This is a genomic window from Arthrobacter globiformis (assembly GCF_030818015.1).
Lineage (GTDB): Bacteria > Actinomycetota > Actinomycetes > Actinomycetales > Micrococcaceae > Arthrobacter > Arthrobacter globiformis_C.
Map to the genome: position 1 here is coordinate 1,971,687 of NZ_JAUSZX010000001.1, position 25,210 is coordinate 1,996,896.

21 protein-coding genes are annotated in these 25,210 nt (G+C 66.1%); all 21 read left to right on the top strand.

The window, feature by feature from the left end; translation table 11 throughout:
• Nucleotides 1-119 precede the first annotated feature (119 nt).
• The 21 genes from mraZ to dnaE all read left to right on the top strand — a co-directional run bounded on the left by mraZ (nucleotide 120) and on the right by dnaE (nucleotide 25,186).
• A complete protein-coding gene (gene mraZ / locus QFZ23_RS09050) occupies nucleotides 120-548 on the top strand; it encodes a division/cell wall cluster transcriptional repressor MraZ (protein WP_306922290.1) in 429 nt (142 codons plus the stop codon).
• Between the two features lie 153 nt (nucleotides 549-701).
• Nucleotides 702-1,700 (top strand): 16S rRNA (cytosine(1402)-N(4))-methyltransferase RsmH, encoded by a 999-nt coding sequence (gene rsmH, locus QFZ23_RS09055; RefSeq protein ID WP_306922291.1) that lies wholly within the window; start codon nucleotides 702-704, stop codon nucleotides 1,698-1,700.
• Nucleotides 1,697-2,353, top strand: a complete 657-nt coding sequence (locus QFZ23_RS09060; RefSeq protein WP_306922292.1) for a hypothetical protein — start codon at nucleotides 1,697-1,699, stop codon at nucleotides 2,351-2,353. Before rsmH ends, QFZ23_RS09060 begins: the two co-directional genes overlap by 4 nt.
• A gap of 44 nt (nucleotides 2,354-2,397) precedes the next feature.
• On the top strand, nucleotides 2,398-4,206 hold the full coding sequence (locus QFZ23_RS09065) for a peptidoglycan D,D-transpeptidase FtsI family protein (protein WP_306922294.1): 1,809 nt from the start codon (nucleotides 2,398-2,400) through the stop codon (nucleotides 4,204-4,206).
• A 115-nt stretch (nucleotides 4,207-4,321) separates the two neighbouring features.
• Complete coding sequence (locus tag QFZ23_RS09070) at nucleotides 4,322-6,010, top strand: UDP-N-acetylmuramoyl-L-alanyl-D-glutamate--2,6-diaminopimelate ligase (RefSeq protein ID WP_306922295.1); 1,689 nt, start codon at nucleotides 4,322-4,324, stop codon at nucleotides 6,008-6,010.
• A 6-nt stretch (nucleotides 6,011-6,016) separates the two neighbouring features.
• On the top strand, nucleotides 6,017-7,489 hold the full coding sequence (locus tag QFZ23_RS09075) for a UDP-N-acetylmuramoyl-tripeptide--D-alanyl-D-alanine ligase (RefSeq protein WP_306922296.1): 1,473 nt from the start codon (nucleotides 6,017-6,019) through the stop codon (nucleotides 7,487-7,489).
• Nucleotides 7,486-8,595, top strand: a complete 1,110-nt coding sequence (gene mraY, locus QFZ23_RS09080; protein WP_306922298.1) for a phospho-N-acetylmuramoyl-pentapeptide-transferase — start codon at nucleotides 7,486-7,488, stop codon at nucleotides 8,593-8,595. Before QFZ23_RS09075 ends, mraY begins: the two co-directional genes overlap by 4 nt.
• A complete protein-coding gene (murD, locus tag QFZ23_RS09085; protein WP_373427865.1) occupies nucleotides 8,577-10,181 on the top strand; it encodes a UDP-N-acetylmuramoyl-L-alanine--D-glutamate ligase in 1,605 nt (534 codons plus the stop codon). Before mraY ends, murD begins: the two co-directional genes overlap by 19 nt.
• Before the next feature lie 2 nt (nucleotides 10,182-10,183).
• Nucleotides 10,184-11,521, top strand: a complete 1,338-nt coding sequence (ftsW, locus tag QFZ23_RS09090) for a putative lipid II flippase FtsW (protein ID WP_306922302.1) — start codon at nucleotides 10,184-10,186, stop codon at nucleotides 11,519-11,521.
• A gap of 11 nt (nucleotides 11,522-11,532) precedes the next feature.
• Nucleotides 11,533-12,633, top strand: coding sequence for an undecaprenyldiphospho-muramoylpentapeptide beta-N-acetylglucosaminyltransferase (gene murG / locus QFZ23_RS09095; protein WP_306922303.1), 1,101 nt, complete (start codon nucleotides 11,533-11,535; stop codon nucleotides 12,631-12,633).
• Complete coding sequence (gene murC / locus QFZ23_RS09100; RefSeq protein ID WP_306922305.1) at nucleotides 12,630-14,009, top strand: UDP-N-acetylmuramate--L-alanine ligase; 1,380 nt, start codon at nucleotides 12,630-12,632, stop codon at nucleotides 14,007-14,009. Before murG ends, murC begins: the two co-directional genes overlap by 4 nt.
• A complete protein-coding gene (locus QFZ23_RS09105) occupies nucleotides 14,002-15,138 on the top strand; it encodes a cell division protein FtsQ/DivIB (protein WP_306922307.1) in 1,137 nt (378 codons plus the stop codon). Before murC ends, QFZ23_RS09105 begins: the two co-directional genes overlap by 8 nt.
• Nucleotides 15,139-15,327: 189 nt before the next feature.
• On the top strand, nucleotides 15,328-16,557 hold the full coding sequence (ftsZ, locus tag QFZ23_RS09110) for a cell division protein FtsZ (protein WP_306922308.1): 1,230 nt from the start codon (nucleotides 15,328-15,330) through the stop codon (nucleotides 16,555-16,557).
• 67 nt (nucleotides 16,558-16,624) lie between these two features.
• On the top strand, nucleotides 16,625-17,368 hold the full coding sequence (locus QFZ23_RS09115) for a polyphenol oxidase family protein (RefSeq protein ID WP_306922310.1): 744 nt from the start codon (nucleotides 16,625-16,627) through the stop codon (nucleotides 17,366-17,368).
• The gene (locus QFZ23_RS09120) at nucleotides 17,361-18,098 is read left to right on the top strand and encodes a YggS family pyridoxal phosphate-dependent enzyme (RefSeq protein WP_306922312.1); all 738 of its coding nucleotides are present in this window, start codon (nucleotides 17,361-17,363) and stop codon (nucleotides 18,096-18,098) included. Before QFZ23_RS09115 ends, QFZ23_RS09120 begins: the two co-directional genes overlap by 8 nt.
• Nucleotides 18,099-18,187: 89 nt before the next feature.
• Entirely contained in the window at nucleotides 18,188-18,718 is a 531-nt protein-coding gene (locus tag QFZ23_RS09125) for a cell division protein SepF (protein WP_306922314.1), read from the top strand.
• 134 nt (nucleotides 18,719-18,852) lie between these two features.
• Entirely contained in the window at nucleotides 18,853-19,140 is a 288-nt protein-coding gene (locus QFZ23_RS09130) for a YggT family protein (protein WP_003801741.1), read from the top strand.
• 167 nt (nucleotides 19,141-19,307) lie between these two features.
• Complete coding sequence (locus QFZ23_RS09135) at nucleotides 19,308-20,003, top strand: DivIVA domain-containing protein (RefSeq protein WP_306922317.1); 696 nt, start codon at nucleotides 19,308-19,310, stop codon at nucleotides 20,001-20,003.
• A gap of 81 nt (nucleotides 20,004-20,084) precedes the next feature.
• Complete coding sequence (gene lspA / locus QFZ23_RS09140) at nucleotides 20,085-20,657, top strand: signal peptidase II (RefSeq protein WP_306922319.1); 573 nt, start codon at nucleotides 20,085-20,087, stop codon at nucleotides 20,655-20,657.
• Complete coding sequence (locus QFZ23_RS09145) at nucleotides 20,650-21,576, top strand: RluA family pseudouridine synthase (RefSeq protein WP_102973983.1); 927 nt, start codon at nucleotides 20,650-20,652, stop codon at nucleotides 21,574-21,576. Before lspA ends, QFZ23_RS09145 begins: the two co-directional genes overlap by 8 nt.
• A 52-nt stretch (nucleotides 21,577-21,628) precedes the next feature.
• Nucleotides 21,629-25,186, top strand: a complete 3,558-nt coding sequence (dnaE, locus tag QFZ23_RS09150; RefSeq protein WP_306922322.1) for a DNA polymerase III subunit alpha — start codon at nucleotides 21,629-21,631, stop codon at nucleotides 25,184-25,186.
• Nucleotides 25,187-25,210: the final 24 nt, after the last annotated feature.

Sequence of the window (25,210 nt, forward strand, 5' to 3'; positions counted from 1 at the left end):
TGCAGAGAAATACACGCGTCGCGTTGACTGTGGGGAGAAGTGGAGTAAAGTGGAGCGGGTAAGAGGGTAGTGGCAGCGCGGGGGTTGTTCGGCTTCTGACGGCAGACGGGCGGTGGGACGTGTTCCTTGGGACACACTCACCGCGTCTTGACGAAAAGGGCAGGATCATTCTTCCCGCCAAGTTCCGTGAGGAGCTTGCCGGCGGACTTGTTCTCACGCGAGGCCAGGAGCGCTGCATCTACGTCTTCAGCGAGCAGGAATTCGCGAGGGTACACGAGCAGATCCGGGAGGCTCCGATCTCCAACAAGCAGGCTCGTGACTACATCCGGGTTTTTCTCTCTGGAGCCTCGGACGAGGTACCTGACAAGCAGGGGCGCGTGACCATACCTCCCGCGCTCCGGGAGTACGCAGGGCTCGGAAGGGAGCTGGCAGTTATTGGGGCCGGCACCCGGGCTGAGATCTGGGACGCCCAAGCTTGGAATACGTATCTGGCGGAGAAGGAAACCTCCTTCTCTGAAACCGACAACCCCATCGCCGGCATCCTTTAGGCCGGCCCGAATCCGTTTCTTGGACGAGATCTCCAGCCGCCCATCCTTTCGACTACCTGGCTCACTTCCCCGGAGCCAGGCAGCCAAGGGGATAGGGGCGGATGGGGATCTGGCCCAAGAAACCACCCGAGGCGCTCAAGGAAGGACGACGGCGTGACAGAACCTGACCAGCCGAAGCCTACGTCCGAACGCCATGTGCCGGTCCTCAAGGACCGGTGCATCAATCTTTTGGCGCCCGGATTCGAGGCGGCACGACTGCGCGGTGAGACGCCGGTGGCCATCGACGCCACGCTCGGCATGGGCGGGCACTCCGAAGCCATGCTCCAGCGCTTTCCGGACCTGCACCTCGTGGGCATCGACCGTGACGAGGAAGCCCTGGCGCTGGCAGGTGAGCGGCTCAAGTCCTTCGCGGCCCGCACGGACCTGGTCCACGCTGTGTACGACGAAATCGCCGAGGTGCTGGAGGACCTTGGCATTCCCGAGGTGCACGGCATCCTGATGGACCTCGGGGTCTCGTCCCTGCAGCTCGACGAGCGCGAACGCGGTTTCGCCTATTCCTTTGACGCACCCCTGGACATGCGCATGGACACCAGCCGCGGCCAGACGGCGGCGGACGTCGTTAACACTTACAGCGAAGAGGAACTGGTCAGGATCATCCGCAAGTGGGGTGAGGAAAAGTTCGCGGGGCGCATCGCCAACAGGATCGTAAACGCCCGGGCAGCGAAGCCGTTCACCACCACAGGGGAACTCGTCGAACAGATCCGGGCGGTGGTTCCGGCTGCCGCCGCCAAGTCCGGCGGACACCCGGCCAAACGCACCTTCCAGGCGCTGCGCATCGAAGTCAACGAGGAACTCGAAGTCCTTGAGCGGGCGGTTCCGGCAGCGGTGGATGCCATCGCGCTTGGCGGCCGGATCGTCGTGATGTCCTACCACTCCCTGGAAGACAAGATCGTCAAGGGCGTCTTCCAGGCCCGCTCTAAATCATCAGCTCCGCTCGGGTTCCCGGTGGAGCTTGAAGAACACAAGGCCGAACTCAAAACCCTGACCAAAGGCACCGAAGTGCCCACCGCCGTCGAGATCGCAGAGAATTCGCGTGCAGCATCAGCCCGGCTGCGCGCAGTGGAACGCATCAGAGCCAGGAGAGCAACATGAGCGCAGCAGCTGCCAAGAACCTCGCCCTTCCGTCCGGCCCGAGCGTCCAGGATGTAGAGGCCGGCCTTCCGGGTTCGGCCCGCAAGGCGCGCACCCCGCTGTCCCTAGTCCGGTCCGCACCGAGGAAGCGCCGTGCGCCCTTTGTTGTTCTCTGCTTCGGCATGCTGGCCGCTGCGCTGGTCGCGGTGCTGGTGCTCAACATCTCTGTGTCCACGGCCCAGTACCAGCTGGTCAAGCTCCGTGCCGAACAGACGTCGCTCACCAAGCAGAACCAGGATCTGACACAGCAGGTGCAAAACTTCGAAGCTCCCCAGAATCTGGCTGCCAAGGCCGCAGAATTGGGAATGGTAGCTTCCAACGGCAAGGGACAGATTGATCTTTCCACGCTGACGGTGAGCGGGGATGCCAAGCCGGCGGTCAAGGGAGACTCGGCGGGAGCGGTGATCGCTGCCCCTGCGGTCCCGGGTCAGCTGAATGTGGTTCCGCCCGCCAGCGCGGGCGAGCCGCTGGCAAGCAGGGCGCCTGCTGCCGGCGAAACGGCAGCTGCCCAGCCGGAGACCTCGGCGGCTGCGAAGCCGGCCGCTGCCGCCAAGCCGGCCGCCCTTAACGGGGGCACCATTCCGGCGCCGGAGCAAAGGACGCCGGGGCAGTAGGGCAGGAACAGGCGGCTGGTAGCCCGCATGGCAAGCAGTAGGGGATGAGCGTGGCGCAAGGCAAGAGCAAGGCAAGCAAGAAGAAGGCTGCTAACGCCACGAAGAGGCTCCGCCTTGGACTCAGCATTATGCTTGCGCTGCTGGTGGTTGTCGGCGGGAAGCTGTTCCTGGTGCAGGGGCTGGACGTCGGCGGCATGGCTGAAGCTGCGCTTGACAACCGGCTGCGCCCCACCGTGCTGCCGGCCGAACGCGGCAGCATCCTGGACGCGAATGGAACGGTGCTGGCCAACAGCGTTATCCGCTACAACATCACTGTTGACCAGTCTGTAAATACCAAGACCGAATCCTTCAAGCGGCTTGAAAAGGTGAACGGCAAGGACGAGCTGGTCACCGTGTCACGTGACCAGGGGATCGCCGAGCTCGCTGCCGTCCTGGGCATGGACACCGAGGACGTGCGCAAATCCGTCACCGGCACCAGGACGTACTACATCGTGGCCAAGGACCTCCGGCCTGACGTCGAAAACCGGGTGTCGGAACTGCAGATCCCGGGTATCTTCTCCGAAGGCACCAGCAAGCGCGTCTACCCGAACGGCTCGGTGGCCGGCGGCATTGTGGGCTTCCTGGAGAACGGAACCACCGGCCAGGCCGGCCTCGAACAGACCCAGGACGCGATACTGCGTGGCACTCCGGGCAAGCGGGTGTTCGAAATCGGCGCTGACGGCCTCCGCATTCCCGTGGGCATCGACGAACTGACGCCCGCGCAGGACGGCAAGGACGTCAAGCTCACCCTGAACTCCGACCTCCAGTACTTCGCCCAGCAGGCCATCCAGACCCAGGCGGACAAGCTCAGCGCCGAGTGGGGGGTCATCATCGTCTCGGACGTGAAGACCGGCAACATCATCGCCATGGCCGACACCAACACGCCTGACCCCAACGACCCCGGCAAGGTGGCGGCCAAGGACCGGGGCGTCCGTTCCGTCACCGCGGCGTACGAGCCCGGATCGGTGGAAAAGATGATCACCGCCGCCGCGGTCATCGAAGAAGGCAAGGCCAAACCGCTGGACACCTTCGTTATCCCGCCGTCCCTGGTGGTGGACGGCCAGCAGTTTGACGACTCGTTTTCCCACGGGACCGAGAAGCGGACCCTGGCGGGCATCCTGGGCTGGTCCATGAACACGGGCACCGTGATGGCGGGCCAGCGCCTCACCAAGGATCAGCGCCATGACTGGCTGCAGAAATTCGGCATCGGCGAGGCGCCGGAGATCGGGTTGCCGGCGGAGGCAAAGGGCATCCTGACACCGGCCGACCAGTGGGACGGCCGCCAGCAGTACACGGTGCTGTTCGGGCAGGGTGTCTCGCAGTCGACACTCCAGACGGTCCGCGCCTACCAGTCCATCGCCAACGACGGGGTGATGCTGCAGCCGCGGCTTATCGACAGCTACATCAGCCCGGACGGAACCGAGGAAAAGGTCGCGGCCAAGCCGTCCCGCAGGGTGGTCTCGGAGGGGACGGCGAAGCAGGTGAGGGACATCCTCGAAAGTGCCGTTACGGAGGGCCAGATCAAGGAGGCCGCAATCGACGGCTACCGGGTGGGCGCCAAGACCGGTACCTCACAATCGCCCTGCGACGACGGGACCGCAGGCTTCTGCGGGTACACCGCCTCGATGGTGGGGATGGCGCCGATGGACGATCCGCGGTTTATTGTGGAGGTGGTCCTGCAGCGTCCCAAGGGGTCCATTTACGGGATTACCAACGGGCCCGTGTTCCGCTCGGTCATGAGCCAGGCGCTGCGGACGTACAACGTTCCGCCGTCCAAGGGCACGCCCGCCAGGCTGCCGCAGTTCGCCAAGTGACCAGTACGCCACATAACGCAGCACGCCAAGTAACGCCCGCCATGAAAGACCGCGGTACACCTGAACAAACAGTTCTGTCGTGTCCGTTGGTCCACTAGCACCAACGGAGATTCAGTTGTCACAGCACCATGACCCCGGCACTGCCGATGCCCCGGAGGGGCAGGCATCCAAGAGCGGCTTCCGGCCCACCGCCGTCGCCGCCGTCGAACTGGGTGTCATCGGCCAATCAGTGGGCGTCACCGTACCTGGAGCCTCTGAGTCCGTTCAGGTCACCGGCATTTCGCTCGACTCCCGGTCCGTGGAACGCGGGGACCTGTATGTTGCCCTGCCGGGGGCGGCCTGGCACGGCGCGGACTTCGCACCGACGGCGATCGAGTCCGGTGCGGTGGCGGTGCTGACGGATGAAACCGGCGGAAAACTTCTTGCCCTGGGGTCGGACATCGCCGTGCCCGTGCTGGTGGTGGCGGAGCCCCGCAGCGTCGTGGGCCGGCTGTCCAGGCTGATCTACCGGAGCCAGGACGCCGACCTCCCGGGCCCCTCGATGTTCGGCGTGACGGGCACGAACGGAAAAACCACCACCACGTACTTCATCAACGCCCTGCTGCAGGCGATGGGCAAGAAGACCGGACTCATCGGCACCATCGAGATCCTGGCCGGCGGGGACCCGATTCCCAGCCTCCTGACCACCCCGGAATCCACCGATGTCCACGCCCTGCTGGCCCTCATGCGGGAACGCGGGCTGGACGCCGCATCCATGGAAGTCTCCTCGCACGCGGTGTCCTTCCGACGGGTGGACGGCGTGGTCTTCGACGTCGTCGGTTTCACCAACCTCACCCAGGACCACCTGGACCTGCACGGCACCATGGAGGAGTACTACCGGACCAAAGCGGCGCTGTTCACCGCCGAACGCGCCCGTGCCGCCGTCGTGACGGTCGACGACGAGTGGGGACGGCGGCTTGCCGCCGAGACTGAGCTTCCGGTCACCACGCTGGGAACTCTCCAGCCCGGCAGCGGGCCGGAAGCGGACCCGGCGGCCGAATCGGCAGCGGCCGAATCAGCAGGGGCCGACTGGACGGTCATCGATCCGAAGCCCCGCGGCCTCGGCACGGAATTCACCCTCCGCGGCCGGAACGGAACGGAACTGCGCGTGCACACCGGGCTGCCTGGGGCCTTCAATGTCTCCAACGCGGCACTGGCCCTGACCATGGTGCTCGCCGGCGGTGCAGACCCCGCCCAAGTGCAGGCAACACTCGATGCCAAGGATCCGTTCACGGTGGCAGTGCCAGGCCGCATGCAGCTCGTCTCCACCCGGCCGGCCGCCGTCGTCGACTTCGCGCACAACACCGATGCACTGGCACGCGCCCTGGAGGCCGTCCGGTCCCCGGAGCCCGCGTCCAAGGTGATCGTGGTCTTCGGCGCCACGGGCCAGCGCGACCAGGGCAAACGCCCCTCCATGGGCGCGACCGCGGCCCGGCTTGCCGACGTCGTGATCGTCAGCGATGACGACCCCCACGATGAGGACGCCGCGGCGATCCGCGCAGAGGTGCTGGTAGGTGCCACGGACGCCAAGGAAGCCGAGCAGCTGGACTGCAAAATCATGGAGGTTTTTCCGCGGGAAGCTGCCATCCGGGAGGCCGTCAACCTGGCGGCACCGGAGGACACCATCCTCATTGCGGGTCGCGGGCACGAAGTGTGGCAGGAGGTCAAGGGAGTGAACCTTGCCCTCGACGACAGGGTGGAACTACGGAACGCCTTGACGGCACGAGGATTCACCGTTCTCCAAGACGACGGGATAGAGTCCTAGACCGACATGATTGAACTAACTGCGGCGGAAATCGCCGAAATCACCAACGGCCGGCTGCTTGCCGACCCCGACGTCACCCCGGGATCCGTGGTGACCGACTCGCGGGAGGCCGTTGCCGGCTCCCTCTATGTCGCCAAACCGGGCGAGAGCGCAGACGGGCACAGCTTCGTGGGGGCGGCCTTTGACCGCGGCGCGGTGCTGGCCCTCACCGAACGCGAAATCAAGGACGACGCCGGCCGGAACTATCCGTCGATCGTGGTCGAGGATGCGGTGCTGGCCATGGGCGCCCTTGCGGCAGAGGCTGTCCGGCGGATCAGGCACCACCGCGAGGCTGCCGGCGAGCAGCTGACGGTCATCGGCATCACGGGTTCGGCCGGCAAGACCACCACCAAGGACCTCCTCGCCGGCATTCTGTCGGCTGAAGGGCCGACCGTTGCACCCCAGGGTTCCTACAACGGCGAGGTCGGCGTGCCCCTCACCGTCTTCCAGGCGGGCTTTGACACCCGGTTCCTGGTCATCGAGATGGGCGCCACCGGCATCGGGCACATCCGCTACCTGGCCGATATGGTCCGGCCCGAGATCGGCGTGGTGCTCGGCGTGGGAACAGCCCACGCCGGGGAATTCGGCGGCGTGGAGAACATCGCGGCCGCCAAGGGCGAACTCGCCGAGGCCCTGCCCGTTGGCGGCACCGCCGTGCTGAACCTCGACGATTTGCGCGTTGCTCCCATGGCCGCGCGGACCCAGGCGACTGTCCTGGGCTTCTCGTCCCGGGATGCCGACCCCGACGCTCCTGCCGTCCGGGCCGCCAACCTGGACACCAACGCCTCGGGCAACCCGGAGTTCGACCTCGAAGTGCCGGGGGAGCCCACGGTCAGGGTCACCAGCAAACTCATCGGCGAACACCACGTGGCGAACCTCCTCGCCGCCGCAGCGGCCGCGCACGCGGCCGGCGTACCGGCTGACCGGATCAGCGCATCACTGAGCTCCCAGTCCGCGGCCAGCCGCTGGCGCATGGAGCGGACCGAACGGCCCGACGGCGTCACGGTCATCAACGACGCGTACAACGCCAACCCGGAATCTATGCGGGCTGCCTTGCGCACGCTGGCGGACCTCGGCCGCGGCCGCCGGACCTGGGCCGTGCTCGGGGCCATGCTGGAACTGGGCGACGATTCCATCCGCGAGCACACCGCCGTCGGCACGCAGGTGGTGCGGCTGAACATCTCCCGCCTCCTGGTGGTGGGCCGGGAGGCGCGTTCGCTGTACGTTTCCGCCGTGCAGGAAGGGTCGTGGGGAGATGAATGCATCTTCGCTGAGACCGTTGACGAAGCGTACGAACTGCTCCAGGAGCAGCTCGAGCCCGGCGACCTGGTGCTCTTCAAGTCCTCGAACAGCGTGGGACTGCGCCATTTGGGCGATCGGATAGCATTACCCCCACGTGCCACCCCCACAACTGCCACTGAAGGGAGCGAGCTGCTGTGATTGCACTTCTGATCGGCGCTGGCCTCGCCCTGCTGCTGGCACTGGTGGGCACGCCGCTGTTCATCCGTCTGTTGGTCCGCAGGAGCTATGGCCAGTTCATCCGCGATGACGGACCGACCTCGCACCACACCAAACGCGGCACGCCCACGATGGGTGGCACTGTGGTGGTGGGCGCGGTCCTGCTGAGCTACGGACTGACCCACCTGATCATGTGGCTCATGAACCCGCGTTCGGCCGGGCCGTCCGCCTCGGCGCTGCTCCTGCTGTTCCTGATGGTGGGGATGGGCCTGGTGGGCTTCCTCGATGACTTCATAAAGATTTCCCGGCAGCGCAGCCTGGGCCTGAACGCCAAGGCCAAGCTCATCCTCCAGGCGGCCGTCGGCATCATCTTCGCCGTCATGGCCCTCTACTTCCCGGACGCCGACGGCCTCACCCCGGCGTCCACCAAAATCTCGATGGTCCGTGACATCCCGTGGCTGGACCTGGCGTTCGGCGGCACCGTACTTGGTGCGATCCTCTTTGTGCTGTGGTCGAACCTGATCGTCACGGCGGCGACGAACGGGGTCAACCTCACCGACGGCCTGGACGGACTGGCCGCCGGCGCCGCGGTCATGGTGTTTGGCGCCTACACGCTGATGGGCATCTGGCAGAGTAACCAGGCCTGTGGCTCTCCCCGTCAGGCAGGCAGCGGCTGCTATTCCGTCCGGGATCCCCTTGACCTCGCGCTCCTTGCGGCCATCATGAGCGCCGCGCTGGTGGGCTTCCTGTGGTGGAACACCTCACCGGCCAAAATCTTTATGGGCGACACGGGCTCCCTCGCGATCGGCGGCGCCATCGCGGGGTTCGCCATCCTCTCCCGCACCGAACTGCTGCTTGCCTTCATCGGCGGCCTGTTCGTCCTCATCACGCTCTCCGTCATCATCCAAGTGGGCTACTTCAAGGTGACCAAGGGCAAGCGCTTCTTCAAGATGGCGCCGCTGCAGCACCACTTCGAACTCAAGGGCTGGGCGGAAGTCACCGTGGTGGTCCGGTTCTGGATCCTCGCCGGCCTGTTTGTCGCGGCGGGTCTTGGCATCTTCTACGCAGAATGGGTGGTCCTGCTATGAACGGCTCCGAATCCCACGCCGAGGCAACGGGTCCGGCCAGGCTCAGCGGCCTGGTCAGCTGGGACTCCGACTGGGCCGGGCTGCGCGTCGTGGTCACCGGGATCGGCGTCTCGGGCTTCGCAGCCGCGGACACTTTGATCGAACTCGGCGCCCGCGTGGTGGTGGTTGACGGTGCCACCACGGAAACAGCCCAGGCCAAGGCGGACACGCTGCGGATCGTGGGCGCGGCCGACGTTCTCCTGGGAGAGGAGGCCGTCCGCACGCTGCCAAAGATCGACGGCCTGAAGCCGGAGCTCGTGGTCACTTCGCCGGGCTGGCGCCCGGACCAGGCTTTGCTCGCGGCCGCGGCCCGCGCCCACATCCCTGTCTGGGGCGACGTCGAACTCGCCTGGCGCCTCCGCGTCCGCGAAGGCCGGAAAACAGCTGACTGGCTAACCATCACCGGCACGAACGGCAAAACGACGACGGTCGGCCTGACCGAGTCCATGCTGCGCGCCGCAGGCCTGAAGGCGATCGCGGTGGGCAACGTCGGCACGCCCATCCTCGATGCCCTGCGTGACCCGGTGGAGTACGACGTCTTCGCGGTGGAGCTCTCCAGCTTCCAGCTGCACTGGTCCGACTCCGTCTCGGCAGTCGCCAGCGTATGCCTCAACGTCGCCGAAGACCACGTCGACTGGCACGGCTCCTACGAGTCCTACCTCGCCGACAAGGCCAAGATCTACGCAAACACGCAAAAGGCCTGCATCTACAACGACGAGCAGATCGAAACCGAACGCATGGTGGAGGACGCGGACGTGGTGGAAGGCTGCCGCGCGGTGGCCTTCACCACCCTCACGCCCGCCATCAGCATGCTCGGCGTCGTGGAGGGCCTGCTCGTGGACCGGGCCTTCATCGCCGAACGGAAGGACAGCGCCGTCGAACTGGCGTCCATGTCCGACCTGGGCCCGGTGGCACCCCGCCACATGGTGGCCAACGCCCTGGCCGCAGCAGGCCTGGTGCGGGCCTACGGCGTCAGCCCTGAGCACGTGCGCGAAGGACTGCAGGCCTACATCCCCGGAAGCCACCGCATCCAGCCCGTCGCCAAACAGAACGGCGTTCTCTGGATCAACGACTCCAAAGCCACCAACCCGCATGCCGCCTCCGCCTCCCTGGCCGCCTTCGACCCGGTGGTGTGGATTGCCGGCGGTCTGTCCAAGGGCGTCAGCTACGACGACCTGGTCCGCGAGCATGCGCGCCGCCTGAAGGCCGTGGTGCTGATCGGCAAGGACACGGCATCGCTGGAAGAGTCCCTGCAGCGACACGCACCGGATGTCCCGGTCATCCGGCAGGCGGCAGGCCACACTGAAATTGTGCAGTCAGCCGGAACCGGACATGACGCCGCACCGGATTCAGCCGAAACCGGGGAGGCAGTGATGGCACGGGCCGTCGCATCGGCGGCACAGCTCGCCGCGTCCGGTGACACTGTGCTGATGGCCCCGGCTGCTGCATCCATGGATCAGTTCTCTTCCTATGCTCACCGTGGCGACGCCTTCATTGCAGCGGTCCGCGAGCTCGTGGAAGGGGAGGCCCGGACCGGCAAGGAGTAAGAATGGTCAGCACACCCACACGTCCCGCGGCCGCCCGGCAGCGGGCGGGGGAGACCTCCCGTGGGGCCGCCCCCCGGAAGACGGGACCGGGTGCTGCATCGACTCCCGCCAGGGGCCGGCTGCTCCGGTGGTACCGGCGCTTCTGGTCCGCCCTCGAGGGAAACGGCAAGTCGCGCAACGGCTCCACCTACTACCTCATCCTCGGCACAACGCTGGCACTGACCGCCATCGGCATCATGATGGTGCTCTCGGCGTCCAGCGTGGAGGCCATTGCCGCGGGCGAGTCGCCCTACACCGCAGCCCTCAAACAGGGGCTGTTCGCCGGAATCGGCACCTTCTGCATGTTCATGCTGTCGCGCATCAACGTCGTATGGCTGAAGCGGCTCGCGTGGCTCGGCATCATCATTGCCTATGCCCTGCTGGGGCTCGTGCTGGTCATTGGCACCAGCGTCAACGGCAACAAGAACTGGATCGACATCGGCGGGTTCTTCACCCTGCAGCCGTCCGAGGCGGCCAAGCTTGCCCTGGCACTGTGGATGGCCACCGTGCTGGCCAAGAAGGCGTCCCTCCTGCACCAGTGGGGGCACGCCGTGGTCCCCGTGGTACCCATAGCCGGCGGGATCATCGGACTGGTCCTGATCGGAAACGACCTCGGCACCGGCATGATCATCATGCTCATCACGGCCGCCGCCCTGTTCTTCGCCGGCGTGCGCCTGTACCTGTTCGGGTTCGCGGCCGTGGGCCTCGGCGCCGTCATAGCGTTCATGGCAATGACCAGCTCCAACCGGGTCTGCCGGATCACCTCGTGGTGGACCGGCCAGAGCTGCGGCGACGGCATCGACGCCAACTACCAGTCCACCAACGGCCTCTATGGGCTGGCGTCGGGCGGCTGGTTCGGCGTCGGGCTCGGGCAGAGCCGGCAGAAATACAGCTGGATCCCCGAGGCCCACAACGACTTCATCTTCGCCATCATCGGCGAGGAACTCGGGTTAGTGGGGACCGTCGTCGTGCTTGTCCTTTTCGCCATCCTCGGCGCCGCCATCTACCGCGTGGTGGTGGCACAGGAGGACCTGTTCCACCGGGTCCTGGCCGGAACCATCATGGTGTGGCTCCTGGGCCAGGGAACGGTCAACATGGCCGTGGTCACCGGCCTGATGCCGGTGATCGGCGTTCCGCTGCCGTTCATCTCCTACGGCGGCTCGGCACTGCTGATGTCACTCTGCGCGATCGGCGTAGTGTTGTCACTGGCCCGCGAACAGATGGCGCCCAACATCCGGCCCCGCAAACTGCTCGGCCCGTGGCGGTTGCCCGGGCGCAAGAAATCCCGTACGAAAGCGTAAACCAGCACCTGATGAAAACCGAGTCATTGTCCGTGGTCCTCGCCGGCGGTGGAACAGCAGGCCATATCAACCCGCTGCTGGCCATCGCCGCCGCCATCCGCGATGCCCGCCCCGACGCACGACTGCTCGCCGTCGGAACGGCCGCCGGCATGGAAACCAGGCTGGTCCCGGCCGCCGGGCTCGAACTGGCCACCATCGACCGTGTTCCGTTCCCGCGAAAGCCCTCCGCAGACCTGCTCCGCCTTCCGGGACGCCTCGCCGGCGCCGTACGGCAGGCCGGGCGCATCCTCGACGACGCCGGCGCGGACGTCCTCGTGGGCGTGGGCGGGTACGTCTGCACGCCCATGTACCTCGCTGCCTGGCGGCGGAAGATCCCCATCGTCATCCACGAAGCCAACACCCGGCCGGGCCTGGCCAATCGGGTCGGGGCGCGGCTGAGCCGGCACGTGGCCGTGGCCTTCGCCGGCACCCCGCTGCGCAACGCCCGCCACGTGGGCATGCCCATGCGCCGGGAAGTGTCAGCCATGGTCAGGGCAACGGCGCGGAACGGTGCCCTGCGCAGCCTGGACCTGCAGCCTGAGAAGCCGGTGCTCATCGTCACCGGAGGCTCGTCCGGGGCGCAGAGCATTAACCGCACTGTGGCGGCGTCGCTCGAAGCGCTTTCCCGGGCCGGCGTCCAGACCGTCCACATCACCGGCCGCGGCAAGTCCGTGGTGGACTCAGACGGCAACGCGCTGAGCGCCGACGGCTACCGGCAGCTTGAGTACGTGGACGGCATGGAGACCGTGTACGCCGCGGCTGACCTGCTGCTCGCCCGTTCCGGCGCGGCTACCGTGAGCGAGGTCGCCGCCGTCGGCGTTCCCGCGGTCTTCGTGCCGCTGCCCATCGGCAACGGTGAGCAGGCGCTGAACGCCCGCGGACTTGTGGATGCGGGTGGGGCCCTCCTGGTGGCGGACCGGGACTTCACTCCCGAATGGGTCCGCACCAGCCTCATCCCGCTGTTGACCGACCGTTCCCGGCTCGATGCGATGGCGGCTAACGCGGAGAACCTTGGCATCCGAAATGCCGACCAGCTCATGGCCGACCTCGTACTGGAAGCGGTATCCAAATGACCACCAACGCAGCACCCACCCAGGAAGCACTCGGCCGCGTGCACTTCATCGGGATCGGGGGCGTGGGCATGTCTGCTGTCGCCAGGATCATGGTGGCGCGCGGGATTCCAGTCAGCGGTTCGGACGCGAAGGACCTGCCGGTCATGACGGAGCTCGCCGCGGCGGGCGCCCGGATCTGCGTGGGTTACGACGCCGGCAACCTCGGCGACGCCCAGACTGTGGTGGCAGGATCGGCCATCCGCGCCGACAACCCCGAACTCGAGGCCGCACGTACCGCCGGCCTGCCCGTGCTGCACCGCTCCGAAGCCCTTGCGGCCACCATGGGCGAGGACCTCGTCGTGACGGTGGCCGGCACCCATGGGAAGTCCACCACCACCTCCATGATCACCGTCCTGCTGCAGGGCGCGGGCCTGGACCCGTCGTTCGCGATCGGGGCCAACGTTCCGGCGCTCGGCGTCAATGCGGCAAACGGCAGCTCCAAGGTGTTTGTGGCCGAGGCGGATGAATCTGACGGTTCGTTCCTGAACTACCGTCCGCAGATCGCCGTCGTCACCAACGTGGAACCGGACCACCTCGACCACTACGGCACCGCTGAGGCGGTGTACGAATCCTTCGACCGGTTCACGGAACTGCTGCCCGCCGACGGCGTGCTGGTGGCCTGTGCGGACGACGCCGGCGCGCACGCGCTGGCGCTGCGCACCCGCGAGCGGGGCAATGCCCGTGTTGTTCTGTACGGCACCTCTGAGGCTGCCGACCTCCGGCTCGACGACGGCGGCCCGGGCAGGGTGGCAATCACGACAGCGGGGGGCCGGTTCCCGCTGGCACTGCAGGTCCCCGGACGGCACAATGCGCTGAACGCTGCCGCCGCCATGGCGGTGGCGCTCGAACTCGGCGTGGACGCCCAGGCCGCCGCCTCCGCCCTGGCGGGCTTCTCCGGTGCGTCGCGGCGGTTCGAATACAAGGGTGAGGGCAGGGGCGTGCGGGTCTACGACGACTACGCCCACCACCCGACGGAGGTGCGCGCCGCCCTGTCGGCGGCCCGGTCCGTGGCTGGCGACCACAAGGTGCATGTCCTTTTCCAGCCGCACCTGTTCTCCCGGACCCGGGAGTTTGCCGCTGAGTTCGCCGACGCGCTCAATGCTGCGGACACTGCCCTGGTGCTCGACATCTACCCGGCCCGCGAGGATCCCATCCCCGGCGTCACCAGCGCGCTCATCACCGAGCACCTCGGCGCCGGCGGCAGCCTGGTCGGGGCGGGCGACGAGGCCGTAGCCGTCCTGGCCGCAGCCGCGCAGCCGGGGGACATCATCCTCACGGCAGGCGCCGGGGACGTCACCGCTTACGGGCCGCTCATCGTGGAGTCCCTCGGTGGGTAGCACCCGGCGCCCCACCTACCGTCCGGCCAAGCCCGCTGCCCGGGACAACGGTGCCGGCCGCGAAACTGGTGCTGCCCGGGCCACGGACACCGGTGCCGGCCGCGCTACTGGTGCTGCCCGGGACACCGGTGCCAGGCCCGACGGCGGCCAGCCGGCCGTGATCACCGCCTCCAAGGGCGTCCCGGAAGGTAGCACGCAGGAGACGGCACAGGGCAGCAGGCCGAAGGACAAGGTGCAGGACAAGCCGACGAAAGCGCCCTGGCCCCGGCTGAAAAGCCCGGGACCTGCCAAACCGGGATCTGCCAAACCGGGAGCCACTGCCAGGAAGCCAGAATCAAAGAAGCAACGCACCACGGCGACCGATGCTGCAGGGCCGGACAAATCCGGGCCGGAGAGCGCCGGGCCGGACAATGTGCTGGCCTTTCCCGAACCGCGGGGCCGGCGCATCAGGCGCAACCTCATCGTTGCGGTGTGTGTCACTGCTGCCCTCGTGGCGGGGCTCATCGTCGCTGCCATCTATTCCCCCGTGCTGGCTGTCCACAGCGTGAGCGTCACAGGCACCAAGCTCCTCAAACCGGCCCAGGTGCAGGCGGCGCTCAAGCCGCTGCTGGGCACGCCGCTGCCGCAGGTCAGCGACGATGACGTCAACTCGCTGCTGAAGCCGCTCGTCCAGATCAAATCGGTCACAACGCAGGCCCACCCGCCGTCAGTCCTCGTCGTGCAGATCCAGGAACGCGTGCCCGTTGCCCTCGTGAAGCGCGGCAACGAGTACATGCTTGTGGACGTCGACGGCGTGCGGCTCGGCACCACCGCAGATGCCGCTTCCGTGAAGCTGCCGGTGATTGACGGCGGCGCAGGCACGATCGGCAAGGACCTGTTCCAGGCCACGGCCGATGTCCTCGGCGCGCTTCCGGCCAATGTGCTCGCCAAGCTCTCCAACGCTTCCGCTAAATCGGTGGACGCGGTGGAACTGAAGCTGCTGGACGGCCAGACCGTCATCTGGGGCAACGCGGGGGAGAAGGAGCTCAAAGCACGGGTGCTAGAGGCGCTGCTCAAGGTGCCGGCCGATCCCGCGAATCCGGTCAGCACCTACGACGTGAGCGCGCCGCGGCATCCGGTGACGCGCTGAGCCGCTGTATTTCACGGGGATTAGGACGACACGCGGCGGCGGTTATTGAATGTAGCCAGCATAGGAAATAGCGTCACAGACGTGAGTTACTTGACATAACTATAACCTTCAACTGGAAGGTTAAGGTTCAGGGCTTCAAGCTCGACTCCATCAGTTTTCGCAATAGGACACTAACAAGGGACACGTAACGTGGCAGCTCCGCAGAATTACTTGGCCGTCATCAAGGTCGTCGGCATCGGCGGCGGTGGCGTGAACGCAGTCAACCGCATGATCGAGGTGGGTCTCCGCGGTGTCGAATTCATAGCTATTAACACCGATGCCCAGGCCCTGCTGATGAGTGACGCCGACGTTAAGCTCGATGTCGGACGGGAACTGACGCGCGGCCTGGGTGCCGGGGCCAACCCCGAAGTCGGCAAGCAGGCTGCCGAGGACCACGCCGACGAGATCGAGGAAGTGCTCCGCGGTGCCGACATGGTCTTCGTGACCGCAGGTGAAGGCGGTGGCACCGGAACCGGCGGCGCACCTGTTGTCGCCCGCATTGCGCGCTCCCTTGGCGCTCTGACCATCGGCGTTGTCACGCGTCCGTTCACCTTCGAAGGCCGGCGCCGTGCAGGCTCCGCCGAGGCGGGCATCGACGCCCTCCGCGACGAGGTGGACACCCTGATCGTGATCCCCAACGACCGCCTGTTGTCCATCAGCGACCGCAACGTCTCCGTCCTGGACGCCTTCCGCTCCGCTGACCAGGTCCTGCTGTCCGGTGTCCAGGGCATCACGGACCTCATCACCACGCCCGGCTTGATCAACCTTGACTTCGCCGACGTGAAATCCGTCATGCAGGGCGCAGGCTCGGCCCTGATGGGCATCGGGTCCGCCCGCGGCGAGGACCGCGCGGTCAAGGCAGCCGAGCTTGCCATCGCCTCCCCGCTCCTGGAAGCCAGCATTGACGGCGCCCACGGTGTCCTGCTGTCCATCCAGGGCGGCTCCGACCTCGGCCTGTTCGAGATCAACGAGGCTGCGCGCCTGGTGCAGGAAGTTGCCCACCCCGAGGCCAACATCATCTTCGGTGCGGTCATCGACGACGCCCTGGGTGACGAAGCCCGCGTCACCGTCATCGCGGCAGGCTTCGACGACGTCAAGGCCACGTCGCCGTCCATGGACCAGTCGCAGCCGCAGGTTGCACCGCAGCGCCCTGCCGTGCCGGCGGCCGCCCCGCAGAGCCAGCCGTCCTCAGGCGGCCAGCAGGTCCACGTCCAGCCCGTGCATGCCGGCGTCGGTGCAGGTCTCAGCAGCTGGGGGCAGCAGCGCCCGACCGCTGTCCCCGCTGACTCCGGGTTCGACGTCGACCTTCCGTCGGTGGTTGAGCCTGACCTCACCGGCAGCCGGTCTGACGACCTGGACGTCCCCGATTTCCTGAAGTAGGAGGTAGCCGGGCGGACATCCGCCCGGCCGCTGTCCCGTTTCCTGACCCTGATAGCCGGAGTTTCGATTGTTTTTGTGGCGTGCTGAAGTCCAGCCTGGCGTGTCCGTGGCTTTCACCGACACGAATGCCGGCAACATCGCCCTGCACGTGGGTGACGACGCCGGCGCGGTACTTCGCCGCCGGGCCCAGGTGGAGCACGCCGCCGGCGTCGCGCCCCGCAGGTTCCAGTACATGAACCAGGTCCACGGCAACGAGGTGTCCCTTGTCGCTGAATCCGGTGCAGTCACTGAATCTGGTGCAAGTTTTGAATCTGACCCGGCTGCGGGTGCTCCGCAGGCGCCGACGGCGGATGCATTGGTGTCCCTCGGCAAGCCTCTTGCGGTGATGGTGGCGGACTGCATTCCGCTGGTCCTGGTGGGCGCCGGGGCTTCCGGTCCCGTGCTGGCTGCCGTTCATGCCGGGCGCCCCGGCTTGTTCTCCGGGGTCATTCCGGCTGCGGTGGGACAGATGCGCGCCTCCGGCGCCACGGACATCCGGGCCTGGCTTGGCCCGTCCGTCTGTGGGAAGTGTTATGAGGTGCCCGCCGAACTCCGGAACGAGGTCGCCGCCGCCCTGCCGTCCGCATGGTCAACAACAACATGGGGAACGCCGGCGCTGGACCTGCCCGGCGGCGCCGCCAGCCAGCTTGACGCCCTCGGCGTTCCCATCGAATACCGGGGGCCCTGCACGCTTGAAAACGAATCCCTGTTTTCCCACCGCCGCGACTCCCGGTCCGGCAGATTCGCCGGACTGGTGTGGACCCATGACTGAAAGCCCGGCGTCCGGAGATGCCCGGACCGTGGAGCTGCAGGAGCGCCTCGACGCCGTCCGGCAGCGCATCGACCGTGCTGCCGCGGCGGCCGGCCGCGGAGAAAACCCGCCGCGCCTGATAGTGGTCAGCAAGTTCCACCCGGCCGACGACGTCCGCCGGCTGGCAGCGCTTGGCGTCAAGGATTTCGGGGAGAACCGGGACCAGGAGGCCTCCGCAAAAGCCGAGGAACTCGAGGCCCTGGACCTCACCTGGCATTTCGTGGGCCAGCTCCAGAGCAAGAAGTCCAAGACGGTGGTCCGGTACGCAACTGCCGTGCACTCGGTGGACCGCTCCCAGCTCGTGACGGCCCTGGAGCGGGCCATGGCCGGCCAGCAGGAGCTGACCGGCCGTGCCGACCTGGACTGTTTCATCCAAGTGAGCCTGGAAGACGACGCCGCTGCCCACCGCGGCGGGGCGGCTCCCGCCGAGGTGCCGCAACTGGCGGAGCAGCTCGAAGCCGCTGGCGGTCTGCGCCTGGCAGGTGTCATGGCGGTGGCGCCGCTCGGGGCGGATCCTGACCGGGCCTTTGAAAAACTTCTGGGTATTTCAACCGGCCTGCAGCGGGATTTCCCCGGCGCCACGGGAATTTCCGCCGGCATGAGCCAGGACCTGGAAGCAGCTGTCCGATTCGGTGCGACACACCTCCGAATTGGCTCAGATATTCTCGGTTCGCGCCCGGCCGTGCGGTAGCGTCTGTCGTATTGGAAGTGAATGGCGGGGATTCCAATGCTGTCTTCACCTTTGGGCGGCCCGCTTCCGGACACGATTAGGAGTCGACCATGGCTGGCGCTCTGCGCAAGACAATGATCTATCTTGGGCTCGCCGATGGCGATGAACACTACGAGTCTGAGCTTTCCACCCAGCAAAAGGATGAGGACAACTCAATGGAGCATGACCGTGAAGAGCGCCGCGCGCCGGCGCCGCTCCGAGAGGTCACCCGTGAAGTGCCACCAGCTGCCGAAGAGGAATACCGCGCACCCGTGACACCCATCAAGCGTGCGGCATCGAGCCGCGAAGAGACCACCGGACTGCGGCAGATCACCACGATCCACCCGCGCTCCTACAACGACGCCAAGCTCATCGGCGAAAGCTTCCGTGACGGTATCCCCGTCATCATGAACGTGACGGACATGGGGGAGGCGGACGCAAAGCGGCTTGTCGACTTTTCCGCCGGCCTCGTCTTCGGGCTGCGCGGAAGCATCGAGCGCGTGACGAACAAGGTCTTCCTGCTGTCGCCGTCGTATGTTGAAGTCATCGGAGACGACAAGAAAGCCAGCGAGGCCACCGCCAGCTTCTTCAACCAAAGCTAAAAAACGGCTCTCCGGATGCCAGGCAGGGACGCACCTGCCTGGCATCCGTGCTGAAATAGGGGAGCAGCACAATCCGGCAGGAACCCCAGGGCATGGAAGTGCCCGCGATGAACATGGAGACAATGGGTTAGCTCATGGGAATACTATTCGGGCTCGTCTATATCGTTCTGCTGTTCATTTTCGTCGCTCTGATTGTCCGCCTCGTCTATGACTGGGTTCAGATGTTCGCGCGGGAATGGCGTCCCCGCGGGGTAGCATTGGTGGCGGCTCATGCGGTCTACTCGGTGACTGATCCGCCGCTGAAGGTTCTGCGGCGCCTCATCCCGCCGCTGCGGCTGGGCGGCGTCTCACTGGACCTCGGGTTTCTGGTGCTGTTCATCGGCCTGAGCATTGCCATGGCGATCACCAAGTCATTTGCATAACTTCATATCAGCTTGCCGCGCCGGGGCCGATCCGCATGGATCCCCGGGCGCATAAAACCTTTTGTTTGACGCAACGGTGTTGAATTAGAGGAACCAGACCATATTTAGGTACCGTAGTTTTGACGGCCGGAAGGCCTCCTGACGAACTAGACCAACGAGGTGACCAGATGGCTTTGACGCCAGAAGACGTTGTCAACAAGCGCTTTCAGCCGACCAAGTTCCGCGAAGGCTATGACCAGGATGAAGTTGACGACTTCCTGGACGAGATCGTCGTTGAACTGCGGCGCCTGAACCAGGAGAACGAAGAACTTCGCAAGAAGCTCGCCGAAGGCGGCCCCGGATCGCCGGCTGCCACCTCCGCCGTCGCCCCTGTTGTTGAGAAGGTCCCCGCGCCGTCCAAGTCCGAGAAGGACGAAGCGCGCGCGAAGGCCGAAGCTGAGGCCAAGGCCGCCGAAGCTGCCAAGAAGAAGGAAGCCGAGCAGGCCGCACCGGTTGCAGCCCCGGCACCCGCCGTCACCAGCAGCAACATCTCCGAGTCCGCTGCCGGCCTGCTGGCCATGGCACAGCAGATGCACGACCGCCACGTGGCCGAGGGCCAGCAGCAGCGCGACAAGATCATCGCAGAAGCACAGATCGAAGCCAGCAGCCTGGTCAACGACGCGCAGGAGAAGTCCCGCAAGATCCTCGGCGCCCTGGAGCAGCAGCGTTCCGTCCTCGAGCGCAAGGTGGAGCAGCTGCGCGGCTTCGAACGCGACTACCGCTCACGCCTGAAGGCCTACATCGAAGGCCAGCTGCGCGACCTGGACGCCCGTGGTTCCGTTGCCGCCCCTGAGGTTGGCGAAAGCAGCAGCGCCGCCGTTTAGCACGTATTCTGAAGGCCGGTGGCTGAGGATTCCTCGGCCACCGGCCTTTGCCATTAACGACGGTTCCCGAATGAAAGCACCATGACTGACGACCTTGCCGCTGACGCAGCGCACCCAGCTTCATCATCACCGCGGCGCCGGCGCGGCGTCCTGCTGTCCGTGTTCGCCGGACTGGCAGTTTTCGCCTACGTCTTCGACCAGCTGACCAAACTGTGGGTGACCAACACCATGGTGGAGGGCGAACGGATTCCGGTACTGCCCCCGTTGCTGCACTGGTACTACATCCGGAACTCCGGCGCCGCGTTCTCCATCGGCGAGAACGTGACCTGGGTGTTCACGATCATCATGGTGGTGGTCGCCGCCGCCATCCTGTTCCAGCTCCGCAAGCTCGGATCCGCGTGGTGGGCGCTGGCACTGGGGCTGCTGTTCGGCGGCGCCCTGGGAAACCTGACGGACCGCCTGTTCCGGGACCCGTCGTTCGGAATGGGCCACGTGGTGGACTTCATCCAGCTGCCCAACTTTGCGATCTTCAACATCGCCGACTCCGCCGTCGTGTCATCCGTGGTCATCATCTGCCTGCTGACACTGCGGGGGATCGCCCTTGACGGGTCGCACCACAGTGTCGAAAAGCGCAACGGGACCGACAATGTCTGAGCGGGTGGTGGTGCCCGAGGAGCTGGACGGGACCCGCGTGGACGCCGGCCTGGCCAAGCTGATGGGCATGTCCCGTTCGTCCGCCGCCACCCTGATAGCCGAGGGCAACGTCGTCAGCGGCGGCAAACCGGTGGGCAAGTCTGCCAAGCTCGCGTCCGGCACCGTGCTGCACGTGACGGTCCCCGAGCGCCGGGATCCCCTTGAAGTCGTGGAGGAAGTTGTGGAAGGCCTGAAGATCCTGCTGGATGACGACGACTTTGTGGTGGTCGACAAGCCGGTGGGGGTCGCGGCGCACCCGTCCCCGGGCTGGGTAGGACCCACCGTCGTCGGCGGACTCGCCGGGGCCGGTTACCGCATTTCCACCTCCGGCTCCGCCGAGCGCGCCGGCATCGTCCACCGCCTCGACGTCGGGACCTCCGGGGTCATGGTGGTGGCCAAGACAGAACCCGCCTACACCGCCCTGAAGCGGGCGTTCAAGGAACGCACCGTGGACAAGGTCTACCATGCGGTGGTCCAGGGCCTTCCGGATCCCCTGCAGGGCACCATCGACGCCCCGATCGGCCGGCATCCCGGCCACGACTGGCGCTTCGCCGTCATCGAGGACGGCCGGCCATCGGTGACGCACTACGAGGTCCTCGAGGCTTTCGGAAAGGCCACCCTGGTGGAGGTGCACCTGGAGACCGGCAGGACCCACCAGATCAGGGTCCATTTCGCGGCGCTCCGCCATCCGTGTGCCGGAGACCTCACCTACGGGGCCGACCCGCGGCTCGCCGCTACCCTAGGGCTCACCCGGCAGTGGCTGCACGCCCGTGAACTTGGCTTTGACCACCCGCGTACCGGGGAACGCGTCACCGTGACCAGCGAGTATCCCGAGGACCTCGCCTACGCATTGGAAGTCCTGGGTACGGGCAAGGCCTGAGCCCGCGGCACGCCGACATTAATTGTCAGGGGGTCGGCACTAGAATGGTCCGGTGACTTCCAGCAATGACTCGTTCGTACATCTCCACACCCACACCGAGTACTCGATGCTGGACGGCGCCGCCAGGCTCGGTGAGCTGTTCGACGAAACCGAGCGGCTGGGGATGCCCGCCCTGGCGACGACCGACCACGGCTACCTCTTCGGTGCCTTCGACTTCTGGAAGAAGGCCACAGACAAAGGCATCAAGCCCATCATCGGCGTCGAAGCGTATGTGACTCCCGGAACGGCGCGCGGGGACAAGAGCCGGGTCCGCTGGGGCGATGAGAGCCAGCGCAAGGACGACGTCTCCGGCGGCGGCTCCTACACCCACATGACCCTGCTGAGCTACAACAACGTGGGCATGCGTAACCTGTTCCGCGCCTCGTCGATCGCCTCCCTGGATTCGGTCTTCGGCAAGTGGCCACGGCTGGACCGCGAGCTGCTGAACACCTATTCCGAAGGTCTCATCGCCACTACGGGCTGCCCTTCCGGCGAGGTCCAGACCCGGCTGCGGCTCGGCCAGTACCGCGAAGCCCTGGAAGCCGCTGCGGAGTTCCGGGACATCTTCGGCGCGGAGAACTACTTCTGCGAACTCATGGACCACGGCCTGGACATTGAACGCCGTGTCACCGGTGACCTCCTGCGGCTGGCCAAGGAACTGAACCTCCCGCTCGTTGCCACCAACGACCTGCACTACACCCACGAGCATGACGCCAAGGCGCACGAGGCCCTGCTGGCCATCCAGTCCGGCTCGACGCTCCTCGAACCCACCTACGACAACGGCGGCTCCCGGTTCGCGTTCTCCGGCAGCGGCTACTACCTGAAGTCGCCGCAGGAAATGCGCGAGCTGTTCCGCGACCACCCCGAGGCGTGCGACAACACTCTCCTGATCGCCGAGCGGTGCGAGGTGTCCTTCAACACCGGTGCCAACTACATGCCCCGGTTCCCCTGCCCCGAGGGCGAGGACGAAACGTCCTGGCTGGTCAAGGAGGTCGACAAGGGACTCCATTACCGCTACCCCCAGGGCATACCGGACAAGGTTCGCAAGCAGGCCGACTACGAGCTGGAAGTCATCACCTCGATGGGCTTCCCGGGCTACTTCCTCGTGGTGGCCGACTTCATCAACTGGGCCAAGAACAACGGCATCCGGGTGGGGCCCGGACGTGGCTCGGGCGCAGGCTCCATGGTGGCCTACGCCATGCGCATCACCGACCTTGATCCGCTGCACCACGGCCTGATCTTCGAGCGCTTCCTGAACCCTGACCGCGTCTCCATGCCTGACTTCGACGTCGACTTCGATGACCGGCGCCGTCCCGAAGTCATCGACTATGTGACCCGGAAGTACGGCGACGAGCGCGTGGCCATGATCGTCACGTACGGGACCATCAAGACCAAGCAGGCGCTGAAGGACTCCTCCCGTGTCCTTGGCTATCCCTTCAGCATGGGTGAACAGCTGACCAAGGCACTGCCGCCTGCCGTGATGGCGAAGGATATTCCACTTGCCGACATTCAGAACAAGGATGCCAAGCGCTACAGCGAGGCAGCGGATTTCCGGCAACTGATCAGCACGGATCCCGAGGCCGCCAAGGTTTTCGAGACCGCACTGGGCATTGAGGGCCTGAAGCGGCAATGGGGCGTGCACGCGGCCGGCGTGATCATGTCCTCGGACCCCATCATCGACGTCATTCCGATCATGCGCCGCTTCCAGGACGGCCAGGTCATCACCCAGTTCGACTATCCGACGTCCGAAGGCCTCGGCCTGATCAAGATGGACTTCCTCGGGCTGCGGAACCTGACGATCATTTCCGACGCCCTGGAAAACATCAAGATGAACCGCGGCATCGACCTGGACCTCGAAACCCTCGCCCTGGATGACGCGGCGTCCTACGAGCTGCTGGCCCGCGGTGACACGCTGGGCGTTTTCCAGCTCGACGGCGGCCCCATGCGCTCCCTCCTGAAGCTCATGAAGCCCGATAACTTCGAGGACATCTCCGCCGTGCTGGCGCTGTACCGGCCGGGTCCCATGGGTGCCAACGCGCACACCGACTACGCCCTGCGCAAGAACAAGATCCAGGAGGTCATCCCGATCCACCCGGAGCTTGAGGAACCCCTCGCCGAGATCCTTGGCGGCACCTACGGCCTGATCGTGTACCAGGAGCAGGTTATGGCCGTGGCGCAGAAGCTTGCCGGCTATACCCTGGGCCAGGCCGACATTCTGCGCCGCGCCATGGGTAAGAAGAAGAAGTCCGAGCTGGACAAGCAGTTTGCCGGCTTCTCCCAGGGCATGCAGGACAACGGCTACTCCATGGAGGCGGTCAAGACCCTGTGGGATATCCTGCTGCCCTTCTCCGACTACGCCTTCAACAAGGCGCACTCGGCGGCGTACGGCGTGATTTCGTACTGGACGGCGTACCTGAAGGCGCACTACGCGCCGGAGTACATGGCCGCGCTGCTGACCTCGGTTGGCGACGACAAGGACAAGTCCGCGATCTACCTCAACGAATGCCGGCGCATGGGCATCACGGTGCTGCCGCCGGACGTCAACGAGTCGGCCCTGAACTTCACCCCGGTGGGGGAGGACATCCGCTTCGGCATGGGCGCCATCCGCAATGTCGGCGTCAACGTGGTCGAGGCCATGGTGGCCGCCCGCGAAAAAGAAGGTGCCTACAGTTCCTTCAAGGACTACCTCATGAAGGTGCCGGCAGTGGTGTGCAACAAGCGCACCATCGAATCGCTGATCAAGGCCGGAGCCTTTGACTCGCTGGGCCACCACCGCCGCGCGCTGGCCATGGTTCACGAAGAAGCCATCGACTCCGTCATCACCCTCAAGCGCAACGAGGCCATCGGCCAGTTCGATCTCTTTGCCGGCTTCGACGAGGCCGAGTCCGAGTCGTCGCTCAGCATCGAGATCCCCGACCTGCCGGAATGGGAGAAGAAGGACAAGCTCGCGTTCGAGCGGGACATGCTGGGCCTCTACGTCTCAGACCACCCGCTGCAGGGCCTGGAAGGCGTCCTGAGCCAGCACGCCGACCAGTCCATCACCTCGATCATCGCGGAGGACGGACCGCACGACGGCGCCATCGTTACGATCGCGGGCATGATCACCTCACTGAGCCGCCGGATCGCGAAGGCCAGCGGCAACGCCTATGCCCGGGCGGAGATCGAGGACCTCGGCGGTTCCATGGAGGTTATGTTCTTTGGCCAGGTCTACGGGCCGATCGCCTCGGTTCTCGCCGAGGACCTGATCGTGGTGGTCAAGGGCCGGCTGCAGCGGCGGGACGACGGTGCCGTGACCCTGAACTGCATGGAGCTCTCCGTCCCGGACCTCAGCCAGGGCACCAGCGGACCGCTGGTGATCACCATGCCCACGCACAAGGCCACCGAGGCCGTGGTCACGGAACTGGGGGACGTGCTGCGCAACCACCGGGGCAACTCCGAGGTCCGGGTGAACCTGCAGGGCGACAGCCGGATCGAGGTCATGGCGCTTCCCGTTCACCTGCGGGTGAATCCGAACCCGTCACTGTTCGGGGACCTGAAGGTGCTGCTGGGGCCGGCCTGCCTGGACGCCTAGGTTTCCCTGCCTGGACACCTGGAT